This is a genomic window from Rhizobium sp. CF080, assembly GCF_000282095.2.
In the GTDB taxonomy this organism is placed as follows: Bacteria; Pseudomonadota; Alphaproteobacteria; order Rhizobiales; family Rhizobiaceae; genus Neorhizobium.
Genome location: NZ_AKKC02000008.1, coordinates 311,647 through 332,763, shown reverse-complemented (window position 1 = coordinate 332,763; position 21,117 = coordinate 311,647). Strand labels below are relative to the sequence as shown.

17 protein-coding genes are annotated in these 21,117 nt (G+C 59.4%); 8 read left to right on the top strand and 9 right to left on the bottom strand.

Features of this window, described 5'->3' with window-relative positions; all coding sequences use genetic code 11:
- Positions 1 to 2: 2 nt before the first annotated feature.
- Together PMI07_RS18855 and PMI07_RS18850 are read left to right on the top strand one after the other, a co-directional pair.
- Positions 3 to 653 (top strand): 4'-phosphopantetheinyl transferase superfamily protein, encoded by a 651-nt coding sequence (locus tag PMI07_RS18855; RefSeq protein WP_007753448.1) that lies wholly within the window; start codon positions 3 to 5, stop codon positions 651 to 653.
- Between the two features lie 401 nt (positions 654 to 1,054).
- Positions 1,055 to 2,251 (top strand): glycosyltransferase family 2 protein, encoded by a 1,197-nt coding sequence (locus PMI07_RS18850; protein ID WP_007753455.1) that lies wholly within the window; start codon positions 1,055 to 1,057, stop codon positions 2,249 to 2,251.
- A gap of 42 nt (positions 2,252 to 2,293) precedes the next feature.
- Here PMI07_RS18850 and PMI07_RS18845 read toward each other — a convergent pair whose 3' ends face one another.
- Positions 2,294 to 3,883 (bottom strand): GMC family oxidoreductase, encoded by a 1,590-nt coding sequence (locus tag PMI07_RS18845; protein ID WP_007753456.1) that lies wholly within the window; start codon positions 3,881 to 3,883, stop codon positions 2,294 to 2,296.
- Between the two features lie 451 nt (positions 3,884 to 4,334).
- Here PMI07_RS18845 and PMI07_RS18840 point away from each other — a divergent pair, with 451 nt between their 5' ends.
- On the top strand, positions 4,335 to 5,678 hold the full coding sequence (locus tag PMI07_RS18840; protein WP_245277191.1) for an exopolysaccharide biosynthesis polyprenyl glycosylphosphotransferase: 1,344 nt from the start codon (positions 4,335 to 4,337) through the stop codon (positions 5,676 to 5,678).
- A 24-nt stretch (positions 5,679 to 5,702) separates the two neighbouring features.
- Here PMI07_RS18840 and PMI07_RS18835 read toward each other — a convergent pair whose 3' ends face one another.
- From PMI07_RS18835 to epsE, 6 genes are all read right to left on the bottom strand, one after another.
- A complete protein-coding gene (locus tag PMI07_RS18835; RefSeq protein ID WP_007753458.1) occupies positions 5,703 to 6,941 on the bottom strand; it encodes a decarboxylase in 1,239 nt (412 codons plus the stop codon).
- Entirely contained in the window at positions 6,941 to 7,174 is a 234-nt protein-coding gene (locus tag PMI07_RS18830; protein ID WP_007753459.1) for a phosphopantetheine-binding protein, read from the bottom strand. The genes PMI07_RS18835 and PMI07_RS18830 overlap by 1 nt, the downstream gene beginning before the upstream one ends.
- Positions 7,171 to 8,808, bottom strand: a complete 1,638-nt coding sequence (locus tag PMI07_RS18825) for an AMP-binding protein (RefSeq protein ID WP_007753461.1) — start codon at positions 8,806 to 8,808, stop codon at positions 7,171 to 7,173. Before PMI07_RS18825 ends, PMI07_RS18830 begins: the two co-directional genes overlap by 4 nt.
- A gap of 27 nt (positions 8,809 to 8,835) precedes the next feature.
- Positions 8,836 to 9,465, bottom strand: a complete 630-nt coding sequence (locus tag PMI07_RS18820; RefSeq protein WP_007753462.1) for a serine acetyltransferase — start codon at positions 9,463 to 9,465, stop codon at positions 8,836 to 8,838.
- Positions 9,462 to 10,508, bottom strand: a complete 1,047-nt coding sequence (locus PMI07_RS18815) for a glycosyltransferase family 61 protein (protein ID WP_037087508.1) — start codon at positions 10,506 to 10,508, stop codon at positions 9,462 to 9,464. The genes PMI07_RS18820 and PMI07_RS18815 overlap by 4 nt, the downstream gene beginning before the upstream one ends.
- Before the next feature lie 143 nt (positions 10,509 to 10,651).
- The gene (epsE, locus tag PMI07_RS18810) at positions 10,652 to 11,893 is read right to left on the bottom strand and encodes an exopolysaccharide biosynthesis GT4 family glycosyltransferase EpsE (protein ID WP_007753464.1); all 1,242 of its coding nucleotides are present in this window, start codon (positions 11,891 to 11,893) and stop codon (positions 10,652 to 10,654) included.
- 346 nt (positions 11,894 to 12,239) lie between these two features.
- Between epsE and PMI07_RS18805 the strand changes: the two genes are divergently transcribed.
- From PMI07_RS18805 to PMI07_RS18790, 4 genes are all read left to right on the top strand, one after another.
- Positions 12,240 to 13,499: a polysaccharide biosynthesis/export family protein gene (locus tag PMI07_RS18805; protein ID WP_024163924.1), complete on the top strand. Its 1,260-nt coding sequence runs from the start codon at positions 12,240 to 12,242 to the stop codon at positions 13,497 to 13,499.
- Between the two features lie 53 nt (positions 13,500 to 13,552).
- Positions 13,553 to 15,040, top strand: a complete 1,488-nt coding sequence (locus PMI07_RS18800; RefSeq protein ID WP_007759861.1) for a hypothetical protein — start codon at positions 13,553 to 13,555, stop codon at positions 15,038 to 15,040.
- Positions 15,041 to 15,107: 67 nt separating this feature from the next.
- Positions 15,108 to 15,893, top strand: a complete 786-nt coding sequence (locus PMI07_RS18795; RefSeq protein WP_007759860.1) for a hypothetical protein — start codon at positions 15,108 to 15,110, stop codon at positions 15,891 to 15,893.
- Positions 15,893 to 16,882 carry a glycosyltransferase family 2 protein gene (locus PMI07_RS18790; RefSeq protein ID WP_007759859.1) on the top strand — a complete coding sequence of 330 codons (990 nt, stop codon included), beginning with the start codon at positions 15,893 to 15,895 and terminating at the stop codon, positions 16,880 to 16,882. The genes PMI07_RS18795 and PMI07_RS18790 overlap by 1 nt, the downstream gene beginning before the upstream one ends.
- 27 nt (positions 16,883 to 16,909) lie before the next feature.
- Here the strand turns inward: PMI07_RS18790 and PMI07_RS18785 are convergent, their stop codons facing one another.
- Positions 16,910 to 17,869, bottom strand: coding sequence for a glycosyltransferase family 4 protein (locus tag PMI07_RS18785; RefSeq protein WP_348626246.1), 960 nt, complete (start codon positions 17,867 to 17,869; stop codon positions 16,910 to 16,912).
- A gap of 549 nt (positions 17,870 to 18,418) precedes the next feature.
- Here PMI07_RS18785 and PMI07_RS18780 point away from each other — a divergent pair.
- The gene (locus PMI07_RS18780) at positions 18,419 to 19,372 is read left to right on the top strand and encodes a glycosyltransferase (RefSeq protein WP_037087621.1); all 954 of its coding nucleotides are present in this window, start codon (positions 18,419 to 18,421) and stop codon (positions 19,370 to 19,372) included.
- Positions 19,373 to 19,410: 38 nt separating this feature from the next.
- On the opposite strand, the gene PMI07_RS18775 is transcribed toward PMI07_RS18780, so the two are convergent.
- Positions 19,411 to 20,985, bottom strand: coding sequence for an O-antigen ligase family protein (locus PMI07_RS18775; protein ID WP_007759856.1), 1,575 nt, complete (start codon positions 20,983 to 20,985; stop codon positions 19,411 to 19,413).
- Positions 20,986 to 21,117: the final 132 nt, after the last annotated feature.

Here is a 21,117-nt window from a genome sequence, read left to right as displayed (position 1 = left end):
CGATGCTGCTAGAGGGCCTATTCGACCCTTCCGTTTCGGTCGCCGAGTCCGACCTTCTCGGCGATGTCTCGAAGCTTTATCCCGAAGAGAGAAGCGCCATCGTCAATGCGGTGAAGAGCCGGCAGCAGGAGTTCACCGCCGGGCGCGCCTGCGCCAGGCAGGCCATGGCCCATCTGGGCCTGCCGCACATGGCCATACCGGTGGGATCGGACCGCGCCCCGATCTGGCCGGACGGTATCGCCGGCAGCATCAGTCACTCCACCACCCGCTGCGTCGCAGCCATCGGCCGCCATTCGGACGGCATCAAGGCGCTCGGCCTCGATCTGGAGGAAGCGTCGCCGCTCGACGATACCTATGCACAGGAAATCTGTACGCCCCGCGAGCGGCAGTGGCTCAATCGACAACGATGGGGCATTCGGGGCCAGTTGGTGAAAGCGATCTTCAGTGCCAAAGAATGCACCTACAAGTGCCAGTACGGCCTGACGCGAACCATATTCGGCTTCGAGGCCATTCGCATCGAGCTGAACCTGGCGGATGGGCACTTCGCCGCCTATTTCGAGATCGACGTCCCGCCCTTCAAGACCGGTGACCGGCTTGTGGGGCAGATCCGGCTGCGCGAAGGATATGTCGTCGCCGGCATGATCATCCGCTGAAAGCGCTCAGCAGATCAAACGGCGCGCCCGGGATTTGGCGTCTGCCGGCCTCGTTTGGTGCCGCACTTCATCCGGCAGGGCATCAATGGCGGCGCCATGGACAACCTCTTTCCAGTCAGTGTCATTGTGAGGCAGAAGGCCAACGATCAGCCGCCGTGTTTTGCACGTAACCAGCTGCATTCATTCAATAATTGCATGATGGAATCGTATTGGCCGCAAATATCCGGCTTCAATTGACCCACTTGGCATCAAATGGGCGTAGACACGCTCGAGGTGGCTCTACCTGCCCCAAAATAGGATGAGCCCGCGCTCACTCGAACGGTGTAGCGTGGTCAGCTTAGAACGCTCCGCCCTGCCGCTATGATTGACCACTTGAGACGCCATGTCGAAGGGGTGAAATCATGCTACAGGACATACTGAGCTCTGCAGCGTTACTATTGTCCGTTGTTGTTTTCATTCCAACTGTCTTCTTCACGATCGAATGTCTTGCCGGAAGCATCCGCGGGCGGGGGGCGCCGCGACGTCAGAACGGGCGGCGGCCGCAAGTCGCGGTTCTTGTTCCGGCACATAACGAAGAACTCCAGATTGTCGATACCCTGCGGAGCATTCAAAGCCAGATGCGCGAGGGCGACCGGCTGATCGTCGTGGCGGACAATTGCAACGATCTCACCGCGTCGCTGGCGCGCGAAGCGGGCGCAGATGTCATTGTACGGTATGATCCGGTCCGCCGCGGCAAGGGATACGCGCTCGATGCCGGCGTCAGGTATCTCAGCCTGCTGCCGCCGGATGTCGTCATCGTCGTCGATGCCGATTGCTGGCTGGAACCGGGAGCGCTCGACAATCTCGCCCATATGGCCGCAGCAACGAACAGACCTGTGCAATCCCGCTACCTGATGGTCGCTCCGCCGGACGCAAGCATCAATCTTGCCGTGTCCGAATTCGCTTTCCTTCTCAAAAACCGGATCAGGCTTCTGGGCTTGGCGAAACTCGGGCTTCCCGCGCAATTGACCGGATCAGGGATGGCATTCCCCTGGGCCATTCTGCGGGACGCTTCGCTTGCGAACGGCAATCTGGTTGAAGATATGAAACTTGGACTGGACCTTGCGAAAGCCGGCTATGCTCCGCTTTTCTGTGATGCCGCAGCGGTCAGCAGCAGGTTTCCCTATTCGAAGAAGGGTCTCGAAACACAGTCTTCCCGATGGGATGCAGGCCGCTTCGCACTGACGGCCTTCCTTCTCTCCACTCTGCTCGACATCAACACCTTCCGGAACCGTGCCTATCTGGCACTGGTCGTCGACGCACTGATACCGCCGTTGACATTGCTGGCAGCGCTTCTGCTGCTCGCATTGTGTCCGGCAGTTCTTCTTGCCACCGCCGGAATTGCGATCTCGCCGCTGGTGGTCTCGGCCATCAGCATCCTGGCATTCGACACCGCGCTTTCGATGGCATGGTGGCGCCATGGCAGGCGCACGCTTCCCCTGCATACACTGGCAGACGTTCCGGCATATATCTTCAGGAAGCTGAGGCTCTATCCGCGCCATATCCTCGAAATCGGCGGAGCGGCCTGGATCAGAACCGACCGAAACAGGGTTCACTGATCGGCGGTCCGGTAAGGGCGCAGCCCCTTCGGAGGGCCTGGGTCAGGATACGGGGTCCGCGGCAAGGTCAGCCTGTGATCGGCTCTCCTTTGTCGCGGACAATTTCTGAGCGATATGCTCTCCGACACGCAAGGCATTTGCCGCAACCGTCAGGCTTGGATTGGCCCCTCCGCTGGTCGGGAAGAACGATGCATCGACCACATAAAGGTTGTCCAGGTCATGCGCGCGGTTGTTGACATCCAATACGGCAGTGGAGGGATCCGGCCCGAAACGGCACGTCCCACAGGCGTGGCCGTAGTTGAGATTGACTTCGGAACCGAACATCATCATCCGGTGCCGCTTGAATGCCTTTCGATACAGTTCACGGAACGCCTGCATGCGTTGCCGCAACTCGTTGTGAACCGTGTATTCGAAATAGATGCTGCCGGGCTCTTTCGGATCGGGCTTCACGCGGTTTTCGGGATAGGGCAGATCCTCGAGAATAGAAGTGAATATCGTTGCATTGCCGGAGATGAGAGCACCGATCATCGCCGGGATCCGCATCAGAGGCTTGAGCGGCTTCAGCCAGATCCAGCCATGCTGGTCGATCAGGGATTTCAGGAAGTGAAGCACGTTGCTGGCGGTCGCGGTCAATCCCGTGGATTGGATGACACCCAGCTTAAGGCCCTGATACTCATAGAAATCGCGAAGACCGATCGACTTTCCTGGCTCGGAAACACGGGTTCTGCCACGCGGCCAGACCGCAAAGAAGTCGGACGCGTGGAACATCAGGTTGCGTCCCACGAGATCAGACGTGTTTGCAAGGCCGTTGGGCCAGAACTCGTTGGTGGAATTGAGGAGCAGCAAGGGCGTTGAAAGCGCACCGGCGGCGAGAACATAGAGCTTTGCGACGATCGCCAGCTCCTTTCCATTCCTCCGGCAGGACAGTTGCTTGACCGCCTCGTCATCGGCCGAGACTTTTTCCACGTTGCATTGATCGATGATCGTCGCATTGCCCGTCGCGAGCGCCGGTTCGATGAATGCCCGCCGTGCATCCTGCTTGCAGGATTTGTGACAGATGAAGCCGCCGCATTGGCCACACCCGTCGATGTACCGACAAGCCGTGTGAACGCGATAGGGATGCATGCCATTCGACTGCGCGGAGTCGAAAAAGTGCTGGTCGCATCGCGTCATGGCGGGAGGCTCAATGACATCCGATCGCGGCTGCAGCGGGTCCTGGCTGCCACGCACGTGCAGAAGACGCTCCGCCTTGCGATAAAAGGGTTCGAGATTGTCGTAATTGATCGGCCAGGCCGGCAGGCCGGACTTATCGACGATCTTGAAGTCGCTTGGCGAAAGACGTTCGAGCGCCGCTGCATAGATGAGCGTCGAACCGCCAACACCACAACCGAGTGCAGGAAAGAAGCGCACGGGATGGGTATCGACCGTGCCGGAAATCTGCTGCGGCCACCGGCCATTTCTCAGGCGTTTCGCTTCGTCCAGACTATCAGGGTCATCATCTTCATCCTGCGAAAATTGAGCCAGGCCCTTTTCGATGAAAACTACGCGATGCCCAGCTGCTGCCAACGCGTATCCCATAGCCGCCCCGCCCATTCCGGCGCCGACGATGGCAACATCCCATTCAAACTCCATCCACACCCCCAACTCAATACAAGGGCTGTGGCCGTTAAGCCTTCAGCCGACGAGACCCCTTCGGCGGCTGAGCCCAGCATTCCAATGGTTTCCAACACCCCATTTTGCTAGCAGAACAAGGTAGTTCTGCCTTCCCATTCGAAATATAAATCGATGTATACGTTATCCTTAAAGGAAAACAGAATCGTCCATAAAATTCCAAAGGCAAGTTCGACCTTATAGCGAAACGATTGTATTCAATCGGCCCAGCAACAAAAGTAGGTAATAGGGAGATCACTCTTAGGAGGTAGGTAGGATACATTGTGCCTACCCTCTCCTCGGCTATACTCGTATCGCTGGTAGGGGTATTTTAACGATGTTCACACCGTTCGAGCCAAAAATAGGAACTGACTTCATATCATATGAGCAGAAGCCTCAACGCGGAGGTCTGGAGTATCATGTTATAGCCTATGTGGCTGCCGCGGCGGACTTCCTCTATCTTCTCGGAGCAGCCGGCGTCGGCTTCACGGGCTATCAATATGTGGTTTTCGGGTCAGCCCCCGATCCCTCGCTCTTTATCGGGATCGGCCTGGTTCTATCGACGATCTTTGTGCTCGCCATGCACAGCGCTCAGGCCTACAGCCCGGAGAACATCCAGCTCCTGAGGCCGCAAATCCGGCTCATCTGCATTCTGATCCCCAGCGCCCTGGCGTTCCTGCTGACAGTAATCTTCTTCCTGAAGATCGGCACGACCTTCTCGCGCGGGGCGATCTTGATGACCGCTGTCATCTCTCTATGTGGGCTGATCTGTAGCCGACTGTTCTGGCACTGGTATCTGCCGTCGGCGGCAGCTGCGGCTTCCTTCAAGATGAAGCGGATACTGCTGATCTGCCACGAGGAGTTTTCTACCGACCATTGGCAGCATGAGGCTGCCGCGAGCGGCATGGCCCTCGCGCAGATCATACGCCTGTCGGATGAAAATCTGCTGCCCGCAAACGCCCTTCAGAGACTGAGGCAGAGCGAGACCGGCAGCATAGATGAAGTATTCATCGTCTGGCGGGATCCGAACGTCTCCAATCTCGAATTCTACCTCGGGGAACTCAGGCGCTCCGCCTTGCCGGTGAATGTCATTTTCGATGGTGTCGTCGGCCGGCTCACCAGCGCCCCGGCCCGCAAGATCGGCAGCATGACCGCGTTCCAGACGCAGCGGCCACCGTTGAGCCTTTATGAACGCGGGACCAAACGTGCATTCGACATCCTCTTTTCGCTGACGGCCATCCTTTCGCTGTTTCCGCTGTTGCTCGTCGTTGCGATCGCCATCAAATGCGATTCCAAAGGTCCCGTTCTGTTCAGGCAGGTCCGCAAAGGATATGGCGGCCGCTCGTTCCGAATCCTGAAATTCCGCAGCATGACCGTCATGGAAGACTCAGATGATGTGCGCCAGGCAACCCGGAACGATCCTCGCGTCACGAGGGTCGGGGCCATCATCCGCGCCGCGAGCATCGACGAGTTGCCGCAATTCTGGAACGTCCTTCGAGGCGAAATGTCGATCGTCGGCCCCCGCCCGCATGCGCTCGCGCATGATGAACTCTATGACGCCCAGATCGCCAAATATGCCTTCAGACGGCATGTCAAACCCGGCCTTACAGGTTGGGCCCAGGTCAACAATTGCCGCGGCGAGACGCCAAATATCGAAAAGATGGAAGAGCGGATATTCCACGACCTCTGGTACATCAACAACTGGTCGTTCTGGCTGGACATGAAGATCATCGTCCGCACCGCGATCGAGGTCTGCGATTTCGGCAAGGCCTATTGAGATTTACTGTGAGGTTGGAAGGTTCTAAGCCGATGGCAGCGCCGGAATGTGGGTGACATCTCGCATCCCGGCGGCCTCTATGAGTATCTCGCGGGGCGGCGCGTGGCTGATGAAATGGATCGGGCTTGCCGTCAGCCCATAAGCGCCGCTGTTATGCACGGCGACGAGATCACCCTCTTCGATCCGCGGAAGCATCACCCCGACGGCGAGCCGGTCGATCGAGGTACAAAGCGGGCCGACGAGATTGACTTTCTCCGGCTCACCCTGCCCCCCAACCTTGTGCATCGTATAGTTCCGATGCATCACCATTCCGAAATGGCCGGAGGCCGGCAGATGATTGTTCATGCCGCCGTCGCAGATGCCAATCCGCACGCCGCGCGATTCCTTGACCGAGACCACGCGCGTCAGAAAATATCCGGCCTCGCCCACGAGGTATCGCCCGAGTTCGAGCACCAGTCGGGTATCGGCAAATTGCGGCAGTGCCTTCAGACCGTCGAGGTCCGGCGCGATGTCGGCAACGACAGTGGACAAGTCGAGCGGCAGATCGCCGTCATGATAGGGAATTCCAAGCCCGGAACCGAACACCAGCTTTTCCGGCCGCGGAATATAAGCTTCGCAAATCTCCCGGAAAATGCCGATGAAGTTGCGATAGTTCTCGCAGATCGCCTCGGGCTTCAGACATTGCGTGCCGGAATAGATGTGCAGTCCAACGATCTTGAGATGGGGCAGAGCTGCAATCTCAGGGATGTCTCTTGCGACATCCTCCCAATCTATACCGAAGGCTGACGGCCGGCCGGCCATCTGATCGCCGAACCCTTTGGGAACCGTGGTCGGCGCGATGCGTATCAGGACATGCTGCACACGTCCCAACTCGCCGGCAACCGCATTCGCAACCACCGCCTCGCGCACCGATTCCAGGATCAGTTCGCCAATGCCGCCTTCGATCGCCTCCCGGATTTCGAACTGCCGTTTTCCGGGGCCTGTGAAGCTGATGCGCTCGGCCTCCCATCCCACCGCAATCGCAGTCCTGAATTCGCCGATCGAGGAGACGTCGAGATATTCCGCCTGTTGCCTGATCAGGGAAAGCAAGGCCGGATTGGGATTGCTCTTCGCGGCAAAGCTCAGCGCAAACCGGCCCCCGAAGGCTTGCCTCAGGAGCGCTGCGCGGCTTTCGATTGCCGGCGCGAGATAAACATAGGACGGGGTTCCGAATGATGCCGCCGCACTCTGCAGCCAGACATCGAGCGCCGGGTAGTGGTTCATCAGGCGCTGGCTTCGGCAAAACGGATGATCCGGGCGGGCGTATCGAAATTTTCCAGCGTGACGTCCTCGGCGCGAATGGCAAGGCCGGTCGATTGTTCGACAAAGGCCAGCAGGTTCACCATCGAAACGGAATCGAGCAGGCCCGAGGAGAAGAGTTCGCTCTCGCTGTCGGCATGGGCGATATTCAGGGAATCCCGCAGATAACCAATCAACTTCCCATGGGTAAGGCTCATTGCAAGTTCTCCCTTTTTTCGGTCACTTTGATCTGGGCTGCCGGCGGAGGCGCGCTCAAGGGAACGTCCCCACCGTGCATCAACTCGCGGCAAAGGCGCACCACATCCGGCCGCGCCAGCTTGCCGCTCGACGTCCGAGGCATGCTTTCCGGCCAGACATGGAACTGACGCGGCACCATGTAGGATGGCATCGCGCGCCTGCAGTAGCGCAGCAGGGCTTCTTCATCGAACTCGCCGATTGGCGTTATCGCCACATGCACGGTCTGCCCCAGTTCCTCGTCTTCGACGCCGAAGGCAACCGCCTCCGCCACCGCACCGCTGCGGCAGACGAGATCCTCGATCTCATCCGGACTGATGCGGAAGCCGCTGGTCTTGATCATCGCGTCGTTGCGGCCGATGAACCAGAGGTCACCATCGGCATCGATCCGGACGATATCGCCGCTATAGACGACCGGTTCGTCGCCGATCAGGTGCCAGAGCTCGGGGCACGGCCTGATCTTCTGTTCCGTCACCTCCGGCTTACCCCAATATCCGAGGCTCACCAGTGGGCCGCGATGAACGAGTTCACCCTGCTCACCGGGATGGGCGATGCCCTCGCCATGCTTGATGACATAGACTTCGGCGCCGGGGATCGCCTGACCGATCGCTCCCATCTTGCGGGTAAACTTCTGCGGCGAGAGATAGGTCGAGCGGAAGGCTTCCGTCAGCCCGTACATCAAATAGACATCCGCGTCCGGGAAGACCCTGGGTATCTGCTCCAGGATGTTGAGCGAAATCTTGCCGCCGGAATTGGTGATCCGCCGGAGCGCCGGAAATTCCACGGGATTCTCCTTCAGCAACCGCACGATCTGGCTCCAGAGCGGTGGCACGGCGGCGACGCCGGTCACCCGATGCCGCTGCATCGCCAGGACGATTTCGGTGGCCATCGGCACCGCCTGGTGCACGACGGTACCGCCCATCAGCATCATCGTCGTCAGCTGGTTCAGGCCATAGTCGAAGCTATAGGGCAGGACGCTGAGCAACCTGTCGTCTTCCCTCAGGCCCAGATAGCGCGATACCGATCGGGCGCCGGCAACGATGTTGCGATGGGTCAGCATCACGCCCTTCGGCATGCCTGTCGAACCGGACGTGTAGATGATCATCGCAAGTTCCGTATCGAGGCGCGCGATCTCGTCGCCCGAAAGATCTTCCGGAAGGTGATCCCAGATATCGAATACGGTCTCGGCCGACAATTTGCCTTTGACCAGAACATTGTCGACAGTGTCGGGCAGCTTACGCGCGGCAAGAGCCTCGGCGACCCTCGGTTCGACGATCATCAGGCGTGCGCCGCAGTCATTGGCCACATATTCGAGCTGCTCGACCGTCCATTGCGTGTTGACGTTGACGATCACCCCACCGACCTTGGCGATGGCGAACATGGCGGTGACCTCCGCGAGGCTCTTGCGCAGATGCACGATCACCCGGTCGCCCGGCCGGATATTCCGGCTTTGAAGGTAACCCGCCAGTCGATCCACGTCGGCCCCGACGGCGGCATAGCTCGCTGCGCGATGACCATCGATGATCGCCGGCTTGCCCGGCCTTGCGCCGAGATTGTCGGCCAGAAGCTGATAAAAGTTGGTGGTTAACGCGTTCATGGCAAACTCCTCCAACGGGTGAGTGGATCAGGGACTGGCATCGGTCTTGGTGTGTTCGCTCGAAAACGGGCCGAGGCGCGGGTAAATCTTGGCGGGCGAGCCGACAACGATCGAATCCGACGGCACGTCGGTGGAGACGGCCGTATTGGCTCCGATCCGCACCCGGTCGCCGATCCGGATATCGCCGAGAATGGTCGAATTCACGCCAATAAAGACGTCGTCGCCGATCTTCGGCGCGCCGGCGCTCATGTTCGTGCCGATCGTAACATTGTGCATGATGCCGCATCGTTTTCCGATCACGGTATCCGGATGGATCGATATCGACCCCTCCACGTGAATGATGTGAAAACCTTCGCCAAGTGTCACCTCCGCGGGGATCCATACGCGCGTAACCGTCGAAACGACCATGTTGATCGCGCCGTAGACCTTCTGGGCGAGCCGCTTGGCCACGTAGTTTCGACGGCTGCCCGCCCATCGGCCGAAGCGATAAACCAGCAGCGAGATGAAACCGGCATTGAGGATCGTCCTCCCATGGCGCTGGTAATCCTTCCGCACCAATTCGCGAAGCGAGATGGGAGGCGTCCGCGCAGATGCCTCACTATCGTGGTCCTGCATCGCATTGGATTGAGGATAGAGAAAACGAAGCCGTGACGTCATGCGAACACCATCTCCAATGTGCGGTCGATATCGCCCCATTCGACCCTGAAGCTTTCGCAGGTTCCCTCACCGACGACGAAAGCATAGCCCTGTCCCTGGCGATCGGTGATGACCTTGAGAGCTGAAACCACCCTGTCTGCAGGCTGGATGACGAAGAGGGTCGAATCCGGCGGCATGACCGTCAGGCCGTGGACCAGATGGCTGCCTTCGACGCCGGCGACGACCCGCGCTCCGGCGCAGGCGTGGATAATCTCGTCAACCGACGAAGCCGCCGGATCGATGATCCGGAATCCGTATTTTAATGCGAACTGTTCGGCGATCTCGGTCTCGTTCGACAACAACCGGCTGTCTCCCCTGTTTCCCCGCAGGATGAAGACGCCCGGATGGACGGGAAAAGGCGGCACCGACGCCAGAAGCTTTTCACGAGCCCGATCGGCGCGTTTCTTCTTGCCCTCGTTCTGCCCCTTGTCCCTGAAGAGGATGACCTCGTCGAAATGGATGTCGCTGATATGGATCGGCTTGAGGCCGAGCTTTTGCGCATATTGCGGCTCGTGGCCCCATTTGATCGGCCGCGTCGTCACCGGCGTTTCATATTCGTCCGCCAGCGGATAGGTCAGGCAGTCATCCGAAAGCCAGTTGCCGAACCAGCGGTTACCGACCCAGCTCTCGAACAAGGCACCGCTGGTCGATTGCTTGGGGGGCACGTAGACCGGCAGCCGGCGGCTGCGCGGCCTGAGGCTCCTCGATGATCTCTGCCCATAGAGTACACCGTCGATCAGGTCGATATTCTTGAGCCGGTAACCGAGCGTTGCCTCCTGGGTGGTTTCGTAATTCCCCCTGAAACCCTTCAGGACCTCGGCGACGGAACCGAATTCGGCGCCCTTGATGCGATCGAGATGGTGCGGAAGAAATTTCGCCGGGCGGACGAAGCGTCTGGTTTGCGGAGCGATCGTCCAGCGTTCGCATGCAACCGCCTCGATATCCGGAACAGGCATCCGGGCGGCCTTTCTCAAAGAGTGCATGATCGGCAGAAACGATATCAATCAACCATCCTCGCAAGCCTTCAATCGGCGCTTCAAACGGGGAGGCTCCATGCCTTTAAACCATCGCCCCCAGCAGGATAATCGCATAGCGGCCAATGGTTTCGCCGTAGTCTTTGGGCTATCGGCCTACTCATTTCGGAGTATCAGACAACCGTCGTTTCCTCATGCTCCAGGAGTGAGGCGATCGCCTGCGCGCTGATGCGATGGTGGAACTTCGCGGCGATCTTCGCCCGTGACGCCTGCCTCAACCGAAGCGAGAGATCGCCGTTCAGCAATACTCTTTCGATGGCGACAGCCATCTCCTCCGGACGCTGCGCCTGGACCAGCATGGCGTCCACGCCATGGTCGACGAGTTCGCTGTTTCCACCGACATCGGTGACGATCACCGGCATCTCCATCGCCATCGCCTCCATGATGGCGACCGAAATCCCCTCGTTGAGGCTGGCGAGCACGAAGATGTGCGCGTCCTCCAGCCCCTGTCGCACCCGGGTTTCGGAGACCGCTCCCAGAAGCTCGACACAGCCGGCAAGCTTCTTCTCCGCGATCAGGGCTTCCAGGGTCCTGCGATAGCCGCTGCCACCCTGTTCATCTTCGCCGGCAATCTGCAGGTGGACATCGATATCGCGTCTTCGCAGGATTTCGACGGTTTGAAGCAGAAGATCATGCCCTTTCACCGGATTGAGCCTGCCGCAGGTAAAGATCCGGCAGGGCTCCCCGGGTTTCCATGGACTGTAGGGGCGGCTCCTGCGGATCTGCTCCAGATCCACGCCCATCGGCGCAATCGCAATCCGGGACGGTTTCGTGCCATTGAGTTTCACATCGATGTCGTTGAACAGCCGCTTTGATATCACCGTCGCAAAGGCGGCATTCTTCCATTTCTGCCGCTGATTGGGGCCGTAGCCCTCAAGCGTCGGGCCGTGAAGCGTAAGGCTGTAGGGTATGCCGGACAAAAGCGAGGCCAACGCTGCGACATTCGCCGCGTCTGCGCAGGAATGGACATGAATGTGAGACCACTCTCCGCGTCGGGCGAGCCGGACGAGCTTGCCGGCAACCAACAGGATGGCGAGCATCCGCAATCGACCGACGGGAGACTTGATTTCCGCGCCGAAGACAGCGGCCAGGCTCCGGCCGATCCTGCGCGGACCGGCACGAAGGATCTCCTTCATTGCGGCAAGCGCCCCGCCGAAACCAAGCGGCAGAAGATATTCGGTCTCCCGGCGGGCTTCGTCCGCCCAGGCATGCGAAGCAATCGCCCTTGGAGGATGGGCCGTCGAAACGAATTGGGCCTCGATGCCGAGCTCGGACAGGGCCTCGTGTTCACGCCACAGGAAGATATGGGTCTGGCCTGGAAATTCCGGTATGAAGAAACCTATTCGACGACCCATCACCCCTCCTTGTTCCGATGCCGCCCGATCTTGGCGCGCTGCGCGATCTTGTCGGCTGCGGCACTCGTATGATGGAGCCACGAACAGGCCGGCACCGCAGGCGTTCATCGGGTGAACGTCGGAGGATCATGGTTAGGGCCGGGTCGCCGTTTCACAAGCTTTCTTGACGGTGGATGGCCTTATCCTAAAGGGGACGGATCGCCTGAAACTCATCCGTTCGAGTTAGGCTCAAGGATCGGACACGTACCTCTTTGTGCCTTGTTTGCAGGTGCCGAACGCCGCCGTACTATAAATCTTCTTATCCCAGTTGGATGGGAAGGGGTTACCAATCATCGGGGGTCTATGGATGCGTGGGATAACGAGTCTCGCGGGGCTTTTGCTCTGCCTGACATTTGGGGACGTGGCAGCCCAGACGACAACCTATCGCCTGCAACCGGGCGATACACTACAGGTATGGATCGCCCAGGAGCCTGACCTTACCCGAGAGGCCGTCATTGCTCCGGACGGATGGCTGTCGTTCCCGCTTGCCGGCCACATTCAGAGCGCCGGGCTTTCCCTCTCGGAACTGGAGGCGCAGCTTCTCGATCGCCTCAAGGCTTATTTCAACGACCGTCCCAATCTTACGATCATGCTGCGCCCCAACGGCCAGAACCCACAGTTGATCTATGTCCTCGGCGAGGTCGCCACACCCGGTGCGTACCCGTATCGCGCCAACATGACCGTCCTTCATGGTATCAGCGTTGCCGGTGGAGTTTATCGTGCGGCATTGCTGGCCGCCGATCAGGACCGGTCCGTGGTGGTAAAACGCGAAGTCGAACACTCCCAAAAGCGTCTGCAGGAGCTGCGGGCGCGCATCATCCGCCTGGAGGCGGAAATGCGTGGAGAAAAATCCATCGGCACGGCCGAAGCCCTTGCCGCCGATCCGGCTCTTGCCCAGGAACAATCGCTCCTGAACGCCCGGACGGAAGCGCGCACGATGGAGGAAAAAGCCCAGGCCCAGGCAAACGAACTCTCGGAGCGAAACAGTCTCGCGATGCAGGAGCAGGCCGACACCATGACGAAACGCCTCGAGCTTGCCAGGCGTCGCCTCCAGAGCATCAGCGGGCTTGTCGCCAAGGGTGTGACTGAAGGCTCCCAGCAGATGGTCCAGGAAGGCACGATTGCCGAACTTGAGGGACAGATCAGCCGAATGACATCTGAAATCGCGGTCGCCGAGCGGGTGAAAATGGCGGAGATTGCCCGTTATGATAGCGCGCGCCAGGCGCAAAGGACCCAATTGCTGGTCGAGCTCAATGCAGCCCGCAGCGAACAGGAAGACGCCGCATCGCGGCTTGCCGATAGCACGCGCATCATGACGATCTATGGCCAGAGCGCCGCCTCAAGCCAGCAAAGAGAGCGGCGGGTGCTCGGCTATCACATCGTACGGACCACCAACGGTGAAACACGGGAGTTCGCCGCAACCGAGATGACCCCGATCCTGCCGGGTGACCTGCTGCGGGTCGTCTACAGTGATCCAGACAAGTCCGGGGATGCGGAAGCGACTCAGCCACTGGCCAGAGCCGAGAACCGCTCCTCCTCTGAAGTGACGACGACGGCGGCTCGATGAGGAGACTTCGTGATGACCACCAGTATCTCGTACGCGAAGCGTGAGGCGACAGCATGATCAACGAGTTGGGACGCAATATCCTCTATTTTATCGAAATCGCACTCGCCAAACCTTTATACGCCATCATACCCGGATTGATTACCGTCATGATGGGTGCCTATTTCATCTATACCATGCCCCGGAGCTACTACTCTGAGGCTCTGCTGTTGATGGAATTCCAGCAGATACCTGCGACGCTCGTATCGCCGACCGTGTCGAACGACCGCCTGCAATTCATCGAACAACGCGTATTATCGCGCAATAACCTGCTGGCGTTGGCTGACAAGTACAGTCTCTTCCCAAATCTGACGCAGAATTTGACCAAGAACAATTTTGCAGGTTTGATACGCAACCAGATCACCCTCCAGATATCGGTAACCGACGGTGCCGACCGCATTGCAAGCAATGCCTCTGTCAGGATTGGGTTCAAATATGACGATCCCGTCATTTCCGCGAATGTTGTTTCGGACCTGGTTTCGCAGATCATCGAAGAAAACCGGCGCATCCGCACGGCTCGGGCCTCGGAAGCGACGAAGTTCCTGACCCAGGAAGCCAATAGCGTCACCCAACGTTTTCGCGAGAGGGAAGGCGTATGGACCAGATATCTCGAAGAAAACAAGGAATCCCACCCGACGCGAATCCCGACCTTGCTGATTGAGCTTCAGGCAAAGGAAGTGGAACTCGCGACACTGGATCGGGCGACCATTACCCTGAATGAAGAGGTCGGGATCTACGAAGCCCAGTTGCGCATGGGCGTCGGACAGACGGTTGAGGGCACCCGTTTTCACGCACAGCTCGCCGAGCTCGAACGTGATTTTGCAGTCAAATCCGTGATTTATTCGGACACGCATCCGCAGATTCGGGCCATGAAGCAACGTCTTGAGGAGATGCGGGCGCAGGTTGCACCGGCACCGCGCGGTGCATCGGCAAACATGCCGACGCCCGAAGAAATCAAGACGCTTCCGCCCGAGCTCATGCTGATCGCCGAACGTATCGCCATGGCAAAGCCGCGACAGGAACAGAATGTCGTGCAAAGGAAAGCTATCGTCGAGCGCATTGCCCAGCTGCGGGAGCTCATCTCTCACGCTCCTGAAGTCGGCGCGCAGATCGAGGCGAACGAGGCCGAGAAGGTCTCGCTGCAGCGAAACATGGACGAGATGCAGACCAAGCTCGATGCCGCGCGTCTTGGCGAGCGACTGGAGGAAGGCGATGCCGCCCAGCAGATCGAGGTGGTCGAGGAACCGGAAGTTGCCAGAGCGTCTTCGGGACCGCGGCGGCTCCAGCTGGCAGCTATGGCTTGCGCCGCAGCGGCTATGGCAGCGGCGGCGGGGATTTATGCCGCACATCTGTTTGACCGAACCATTCGCGGCACGTTTGATCTCAGCCACGCTCTGGCGGGAGAAACACTTGTCGTCATTCCACGATGGAAGCCGAAGCGGCGCATAGCCAAGGCATTCCGCAATTCCGCATTCATGGACCCAAGTCCATTTGCGGGAGGGTGACGTCATTCGGGTGCGTCCGAGCCGCCTTTAGTTGAAAATCGTATCGATGGGACAAGGCACGAATTTCATGGAAATCATCAAGAACATTACATCTCGAAGCAGAATGCCGGATCGGTTGGATGGCGCCGGTCTCACCGATCTGAACACCGGTTACCTCAATGGATACCATGCCCACGAGGAATGTCCGCCGCTGCTGGACATCTCGCCAGTCTCTCCCACCTTTCTTTATTCCAATCGCATCATCGCCTTCGACAGCGACAGTCCGATGGCGCACTCCTACGACGTCCTGCGAAACCAGCTGCTGAACGAACACAAAGACCGAGAGACGCGGGTGATTTCCGTAACCGCCCCCACGATCGGCTGCGGCACGACCGTAACCGCGGTCAACCTGGCACTCAGCTTCGCCCGCGTGCCCGGAGCCAATGTCTTGCTGGTGGATGCGAACTCCCGGAATCCCTCGATAGGCAATATACTCGGACTATCGGCCAAACCGCCGGTCGAGGACCCGATCCGCGGGTGGCTGACGACGGTGGATATCCGGGGTCTTCGCAGCCATCTGCTGCGCGCGGCCTGGGGAGCGGGAAAAATTCCGCTGCCCGCCGACCTGGCACGCATGACGGCGCAGGTCGAATTCGCGCGCCAGCTGCTGAAACCGACAATCGTTCTCTTCGATCTGCCGCCGATGTTGAGTTCGGACGAGGTGATCCCGTTCGTCGACATGTCGGACACTGCCGTGATCGTGCTCGCGATCGGTAAGTCAAAGCTTCCCGAACTGGAGATCTGCCGGAGCTATCTCGGCTCCGAGAAAAGCATGCAGGTGGTCTTGAACAAGACGAAGAGGCACGGCCTTTGATGGATGTCGAACTTACCCGGCAAGACGATGCCTCTCGGCTGAAACTGGTCGTCGTCATCGTCAACTACCGGACGGCCGATCTGGTCATTGATTGTCTGGCGTCTCTGAGCGTCCCCGGGACCGTACCGGACGGGGCGCGGATCGTTGCCGTCGAGGGGGGATCCGGCGATCGCTCGGCCGAACTGATCTCGGCCGCCATCAGGGAGAACCGCTGGACGAACGTGGCATGCCTCCCGCTGGAGACGAATGGCGGTTTTGCCTACGCCAACAATCGCGGCATCGAATATGCCATGGCGAACTTCGGCCGCCCGGACTATGTCCTGCTCCTCAATCCCGATACCATTGCTCGCCCCGGCAGCATCACGCGTCTGGTGGAGTTCATGGACGGCAAGCCTGACGCCGGCATTGCCGGCAGCCGCCTGGAACATCCGGACGGGAGAGGCCAAGCCTGCGCTTTTCGCTTTCCCTCGATTGCGAACGAATTCGAGGGCGAGGCCAAGCTGGGGCCGGTCACGCGGCTGCTCGGGCGTTGGCGTATCGCCCCCGACATGCCGAGGGAGCCGAGCCCGATCGACTGGGTATCCGGGGCCAGCATGATGGTCAGGACCGAGGTCCTCGACCAGATCGGCACGCTCGACGAAGGATATTTCCTCTATTACGAGGAAGTCGACTTCTGTATTCGGGCGGCGCGCGCCGGATGGTCCTGCTGGCACGTGCCGCAAAGCCGCATCATCCACCTGGTGGGCCAATCGACCGGCGTGACACGGCATGTCAAACCATCCAGGCGGCCGGCTTACTGGTTCGAGTCCCGGCGGCGCTACCATCTCAAGCATCACGGAGCCACCTATTCGGTTCTCATGGACCTTGCCTGGCTTTGCGGACACATCGCCTGGCGCATCCGCCTTCTTGCCGAAGGCAAGACCTCCAGCGGACCGCCGCATTTGCTGCAGGATTTCATCCATCACTCAGGCCCGTTTCGCAGGGTCTGACCAAATTTTCCCAAGTAACAAACCGGCTCAGGCTATTCCCGGTCGGGCCATCAATATCTCCAGCGCCGCCGCCGATCTGTTGATGTCGTGCCGTTCGAGCGTCCGGCGCCGCCCCGCCTCGCCTTTGCGGAACAACTCGACATCGCTTGCAAACAACGCCTGCCGCATGGCGCCGGTCAGCGCTTCAAGGTCCCCCGCCGGGACGAGCCAGCCGTTGTCCGGTTGAACGAGTTCTGGGATGCCGGCGATATAGGTCGAGATGACCGGGCACTTCAGCGCCATGCTTTCCATCAGCACGACGGGCAAGCCTTCCGCGAAGCTTGGCAGAACCAGAGCCTTGGCGCGAAGAATTTCGCTGCGCACATCGTCCTGCGAGATCGTGCCCGTCAGGACGACGGTGTCGCCGAGATCGAGCCGTTCGATTTCATGGCCAATTTCGGCCCGCAACGGGCCATCGCCGACAAGGACAAGCTCAAAGCGCATCCCCTCTGCCCGCAGGTTTGCAGCCGCCTGAAGCAGAAGGAGATGGCCTTTCTGCTCGGACAGCCGCGCGATGCAGACAAGGCGCGGATCAGCGCCGTGCAGCTCCACATCCTCGCTCAGATAGCGCTGGTCGATGCCGCAATGAACGACCTCGACCTTGCGCCAATCTCCAAGGTCAGCCCAGCGCAGCAACTGGCTGCGGCCATAGGAGCTGACAGCCACGACGAATGACGACGCCCTGATCTTGTCGCAAAGCCCCAGCGTTTCAGGCCGGTCGAACTCCTCCGGCCCGTGGACGGTGAAACTGAACTTCACGCCGCCGATCTGATTTGCCAACGTTGCGACGGTTGCAGGGTTGGTGCCGAAATGCACATGCAGGTGATCGATCTCATCCCTACGGCACCAATCGGCCAGGATCATCGCTTCGAGGAAATAGACGAGGTGGCGCAGGTAATGCCCTCCGGACGTCCTCGCGAACCGGAACGTGCTTCCCAATGCTTTCAAAGAGGGTCTCGGGCGGCCAAACAATTGGCGAGCGACGCTTACGAAGGCCCCTATCACCGGGGTCCGCAAGATATGACGGGTGCGTCGGGCTTCCCCGATATCGTCCGGATCCTTCAATGCGCCGCGAAAGGGACGCACGGCATATCTTTCTACCCGATGCCCCCTTGCCTCCAGCGCTATGATTTCGCGCCGTATGAACGTGTGGCTCGGCGCCGGATACTGGTTGGTGAAATACGCAATCCGCATTCCACAAGCGTCCCTTCATGTTTGCCGGTCGCCGGCAATTCCATCCCAATCCGGTATAGCAAAAAGGGCTTCGAGGGCTCAGTGCGACAAAGAGCTTAAGGTCGTGGCACCGGCTTCCACCAAAGAGGTAAATTTACAGCAACGAACCGAAATTCTACAGACAGTATACGGGCTTATCCCGTTTGCGGACTGAGATCGCGACGGATGAATACCGCCAAAAACAACGGCCGGGGATACGCACATATGGACACGGATATCCTGTTGCAGCGAGGCTATTCGGGGCTCGGGGCGGATGTCTGCGTCGTGGTGATCGGACGCAACGAGGGACAGCGCCTCATCGACTGCCTCAACTCGCTCAAGACCCTTCGTGAGCGCACGATCTATGTGGATTCCGGCTCATCGGATGGAAGCGTCGAGGCGGCCGCCAAACTGTGCGCGGAGGTTGTCCCCCTGGACATGACAATTCCGTTCACGGCGGCGCGCGCGCGCAACGCGGGTTTCGATGTTGTCATGCAGCGCTGGCCGGATACGGCCTTTATACAGTTCCTGGACGGAGACTGCGAACTCGACGCCAAATGGATCGCGACGGCTGCAACCTTTCTGGTCATGCGCAAGGATGTTGCGGTGGTCTTCGGGCGGCGACGTGAACGGTATCCGGATCGGACGGTCTTCAACGCAATATGTGACCGTGAATGGGACGGCCCGCCCGGCGAAGTCCCGGCATGCGGTGGTGATATCCTCATCAGAGCGTCGGTGCTGAAGGATTTCGGCGGCTACTCCGACTGGCTGATCGCGGGAGAGGAGCCGGAGCTTTGTATCCGCCTGCGCGAGAAGGGCTGGAAGATATGGCGCCTGCCGTCCGAAATGACACGCCACGATGCGGATATAAGCCGGCTGAGCCAATGGTGGCGGAGAAGCGTCCGCTGCGGGCATGCCTATGCGCAGGTGTTCCATCTCCACCGGACATCACCATCCCGGATATGGACGAGAAATCTCCGGCGCGCGGTTTTCTGGGGCGGTCTGCTGCCGCTCGCCGCAATCGCCGGCACGGCTTTTCATCCGGCGGCGCTTACGCTTCTGCTGGTCTATCCGCTTCAGATCTTGCGTCTGGCACTCAGGAAGATGCCCAAACCGGGCAATAGATGGCTCTTCGCCGCATTCGATGTCCTGGGCAAGTTTCCCGAAATGCAGGGCATCGCTCAGTTTCATGTAAACCGGCTGATCAACCGCCGGCAACGGATCATCGAATATAAATAGTGCCTGCTACCAAAAGGGCACCGTCGCGGTTCTCGCCTTTACCGGCTCGACCCCAGAACACGCATTTTCCGAGCCCCGTCGCGAGACGGAATGGTCGGGTGCGCCTGGCCGGTTCCCAAGCTTTTCATCCTCCCTCTGACCTTCGGATAAACCTCCCACTCAATGCCGGCGCCGCGTGCCAGAAGTGCTGCGCAGAGACCCGAGAAAGGCCAATAGATATACGGGATGATCGATACGCTGCTGGTGGTCGCGATGGTGAAGAGCATCGCAGCCAGGAGCGCGAGCACGCCTTCGTAGCTGACGATATCCGACTTGCTCGTCCAGAACAAAGTACCGAGCTTGATGCCAAGCATGCCGAAGAACATCACGAACAACAGCAGACCGATCAATCCATAATGGAGTGAAATCTGCAGATAGGTGTTCACCACATCCACGATGCCTTGCCCCTGGATCATGGTCTGCATTTCCGGCTCGCGCACGAAAGTGTCCGACCCGAAGAACGGGTAACGTTCGATGACGATCATGGAGTTTTCGAAAAGCCTGGAGCGATAGGTCTCGCTGCCCCGATCCGCTGAACCGACAAATGGGAGCAGGTTGGTGAAGCGGTCGATGAATGACGGATGCAGAAATGTCAGGGCAGTGACGGCCGGGATCGTCCAGACGAGCAGCTTGACCGAGACCCGCAGATTGGTCATCACCAGCATCATCACGCAGAGTGCGAAGCCGAGCCAGGGGCCGCGCGAGACACTGGACAGAAGCCCGATCACCAGCACGCCGAGTGCTGCATATCGCCAGATCCCCAACGATTTCGGCGTTCGCAGCGCCAGAAGGCAGCCGCCCGCCGTCATGCACAGGAAGCCAAAGGCAATGGACTCCACCGATGTGGTGGCGGCACGCAGAAAGCCGTCGCGGAAAAGATAGATGGTGATCAGCACCACATCCCACTCCTGCACCACCACATAGTAGATCCGCCAGCTTCTCCAGATCTCGAAAAATCCGACCGCGGCAAGCGGCAACGCAGAGACCACGAAAGCAAGCAGGACTTGATTTATCTCCGACGCCGAGCGCAACGACCGGCTAAAGACGAAGTAAGGAAGCAGGATGTCGAGAAAATAGCCGGGTACGACGCGCAGAATGGAATTGATGTCCCCCAGACGTAGGGCGAGGATCGATATATAGCCGAAGAAGACAATGACCAGGACATCCGGGCCGCGAAGCTCCCGGTTGTCGTGCTCTCTCCAAAGCTCGATAGCGAGCGGCATCAGGATGGTGATCGCCAGCAGCCGCGGGGGATCAAGATCGATGATCCTATTGAAAACCCCGGGAATGCCAACCCCGACCGAAACACAGGGCGCCACGAACATCAGGATCACATAGAGCAGGAGGGGCTGCCTTGAGTTTCGATGGATGTATATGCTCATGATCGCGAGCGCGACCGCGAAATCGAAAAAGCTTCGCGACAGGAAAGTGACAAAAGTCGCAATGATCCAGCAATTGCGCCAAAGCCTGAACTCTACCTCGCCGATGAGGGGCACGGCGACCTTGCCGGCGATATAAAGCGCTGGAGCGCTGATGATCAGAACATAAATTAGGGCGCGGAGATATTCAGGCATTTAGAGTCTCGCGGCTGAATACCGCACCCCTGCGAAGACGTCTCACGTTGCGATTTTTCCCCATATGGCTGCCCCTTGCCACTACGCAGCCCCAGCTGCGCGCCTCCGCTTAGGCTACACGCCCGGCTCGCC

Bases quoted from the DNA above. Each gene is read 5' to 3' on its own strand.
- PMI07_RS18855 (WP_007753448.1), top strand. From the start codon at position 3: ATGCTGCTAGAGGGCCTATTCGACCCTTCCGTTTCGGTCGCCGAGTCC.
- PMI07_RS18850 (WP_007753455.1), top strand. From the start codon at position 1,055: ATGCTACAGGACATACTGAGCTCTGCAGCGTTACTATTGTCCGTTGTT.
- PMI07_RS18845 (WP_007753456.1), bottom strand. From the start codon at position 3,883: ATGGAGTTTGAATGGGATGTTGCCATCGTCGGCGCCGGAATGGGCGGG.
- PMI07_RS18835 (WP_007753458.1), bottom strand. From the start codon at position 6,941: ATGAACCACTACCCGGCGCTCGATGTCTGGCTGCAGAGTGCGGCGGCA.
- PMI07_RS18830 (WP_007753459.1), bottom strand. From the start codon at position 7,174: ATGAGCCTTACCCATGGGAAGTTGATTGGTTATCTGCGGGATTCCCTG.
- PMI07_RS18825 (WP_007753461.1), bottom strand. From the start codon at position 8,808: ATGAACGCGTTAACCACCAACTTTTATCAGCTTCTGGCCGACAATCTC.
- PMI07_RS18820 (WP_007753462.1), bottom strand. From the start codon at position 9,465: ATGACGTCACGGCTTCGTTTTCTCTATCCTCAATCCAATGCGATGCAG.
- epsE (WP_007753464.1), bottom strand. From the start codon at position 11,893: ATGGGTCGTCGAATAGGTTTCTTCATACCGGAATTTCCAGGCCAGACC.
- PMI07_RS18805 (WP_024163924.1), top strand. From the start codon at position 12,240: ATGCGTGGGATAACGAGTCTCGCGGGGCTTTTGCTCTGCCTGACATTT.
- PMI07_RS18800 (WP_007759861.1), top strand. From the start codon at position 13,553: ATGATCAACGAGTTGGGACGCAATATCCTCTATTTTATCGAAATCGCA.
- PMI07_RS18795 (WP_007759860.1), top strand. From the start codon at position 15,108: ATGGAAATCATCAAGAACATTACATCTCGAAGCAGAATGCCGGATCGG.
- PMI07_RS18790 (WP_007759859.1), top strand. From the start codon at position 15,893: ATGGATGTCGAACTTACCCGGCAAGACGATGCCTCTCGGCTGAAACTG.
- PMI07_RS18775 (WP_007759856.1), bottom strand. From the start codon at position 20,985: ATGCCTGAATATCTCCGCGCCCTAATTTATGTTCTGATCATCAGCGCT.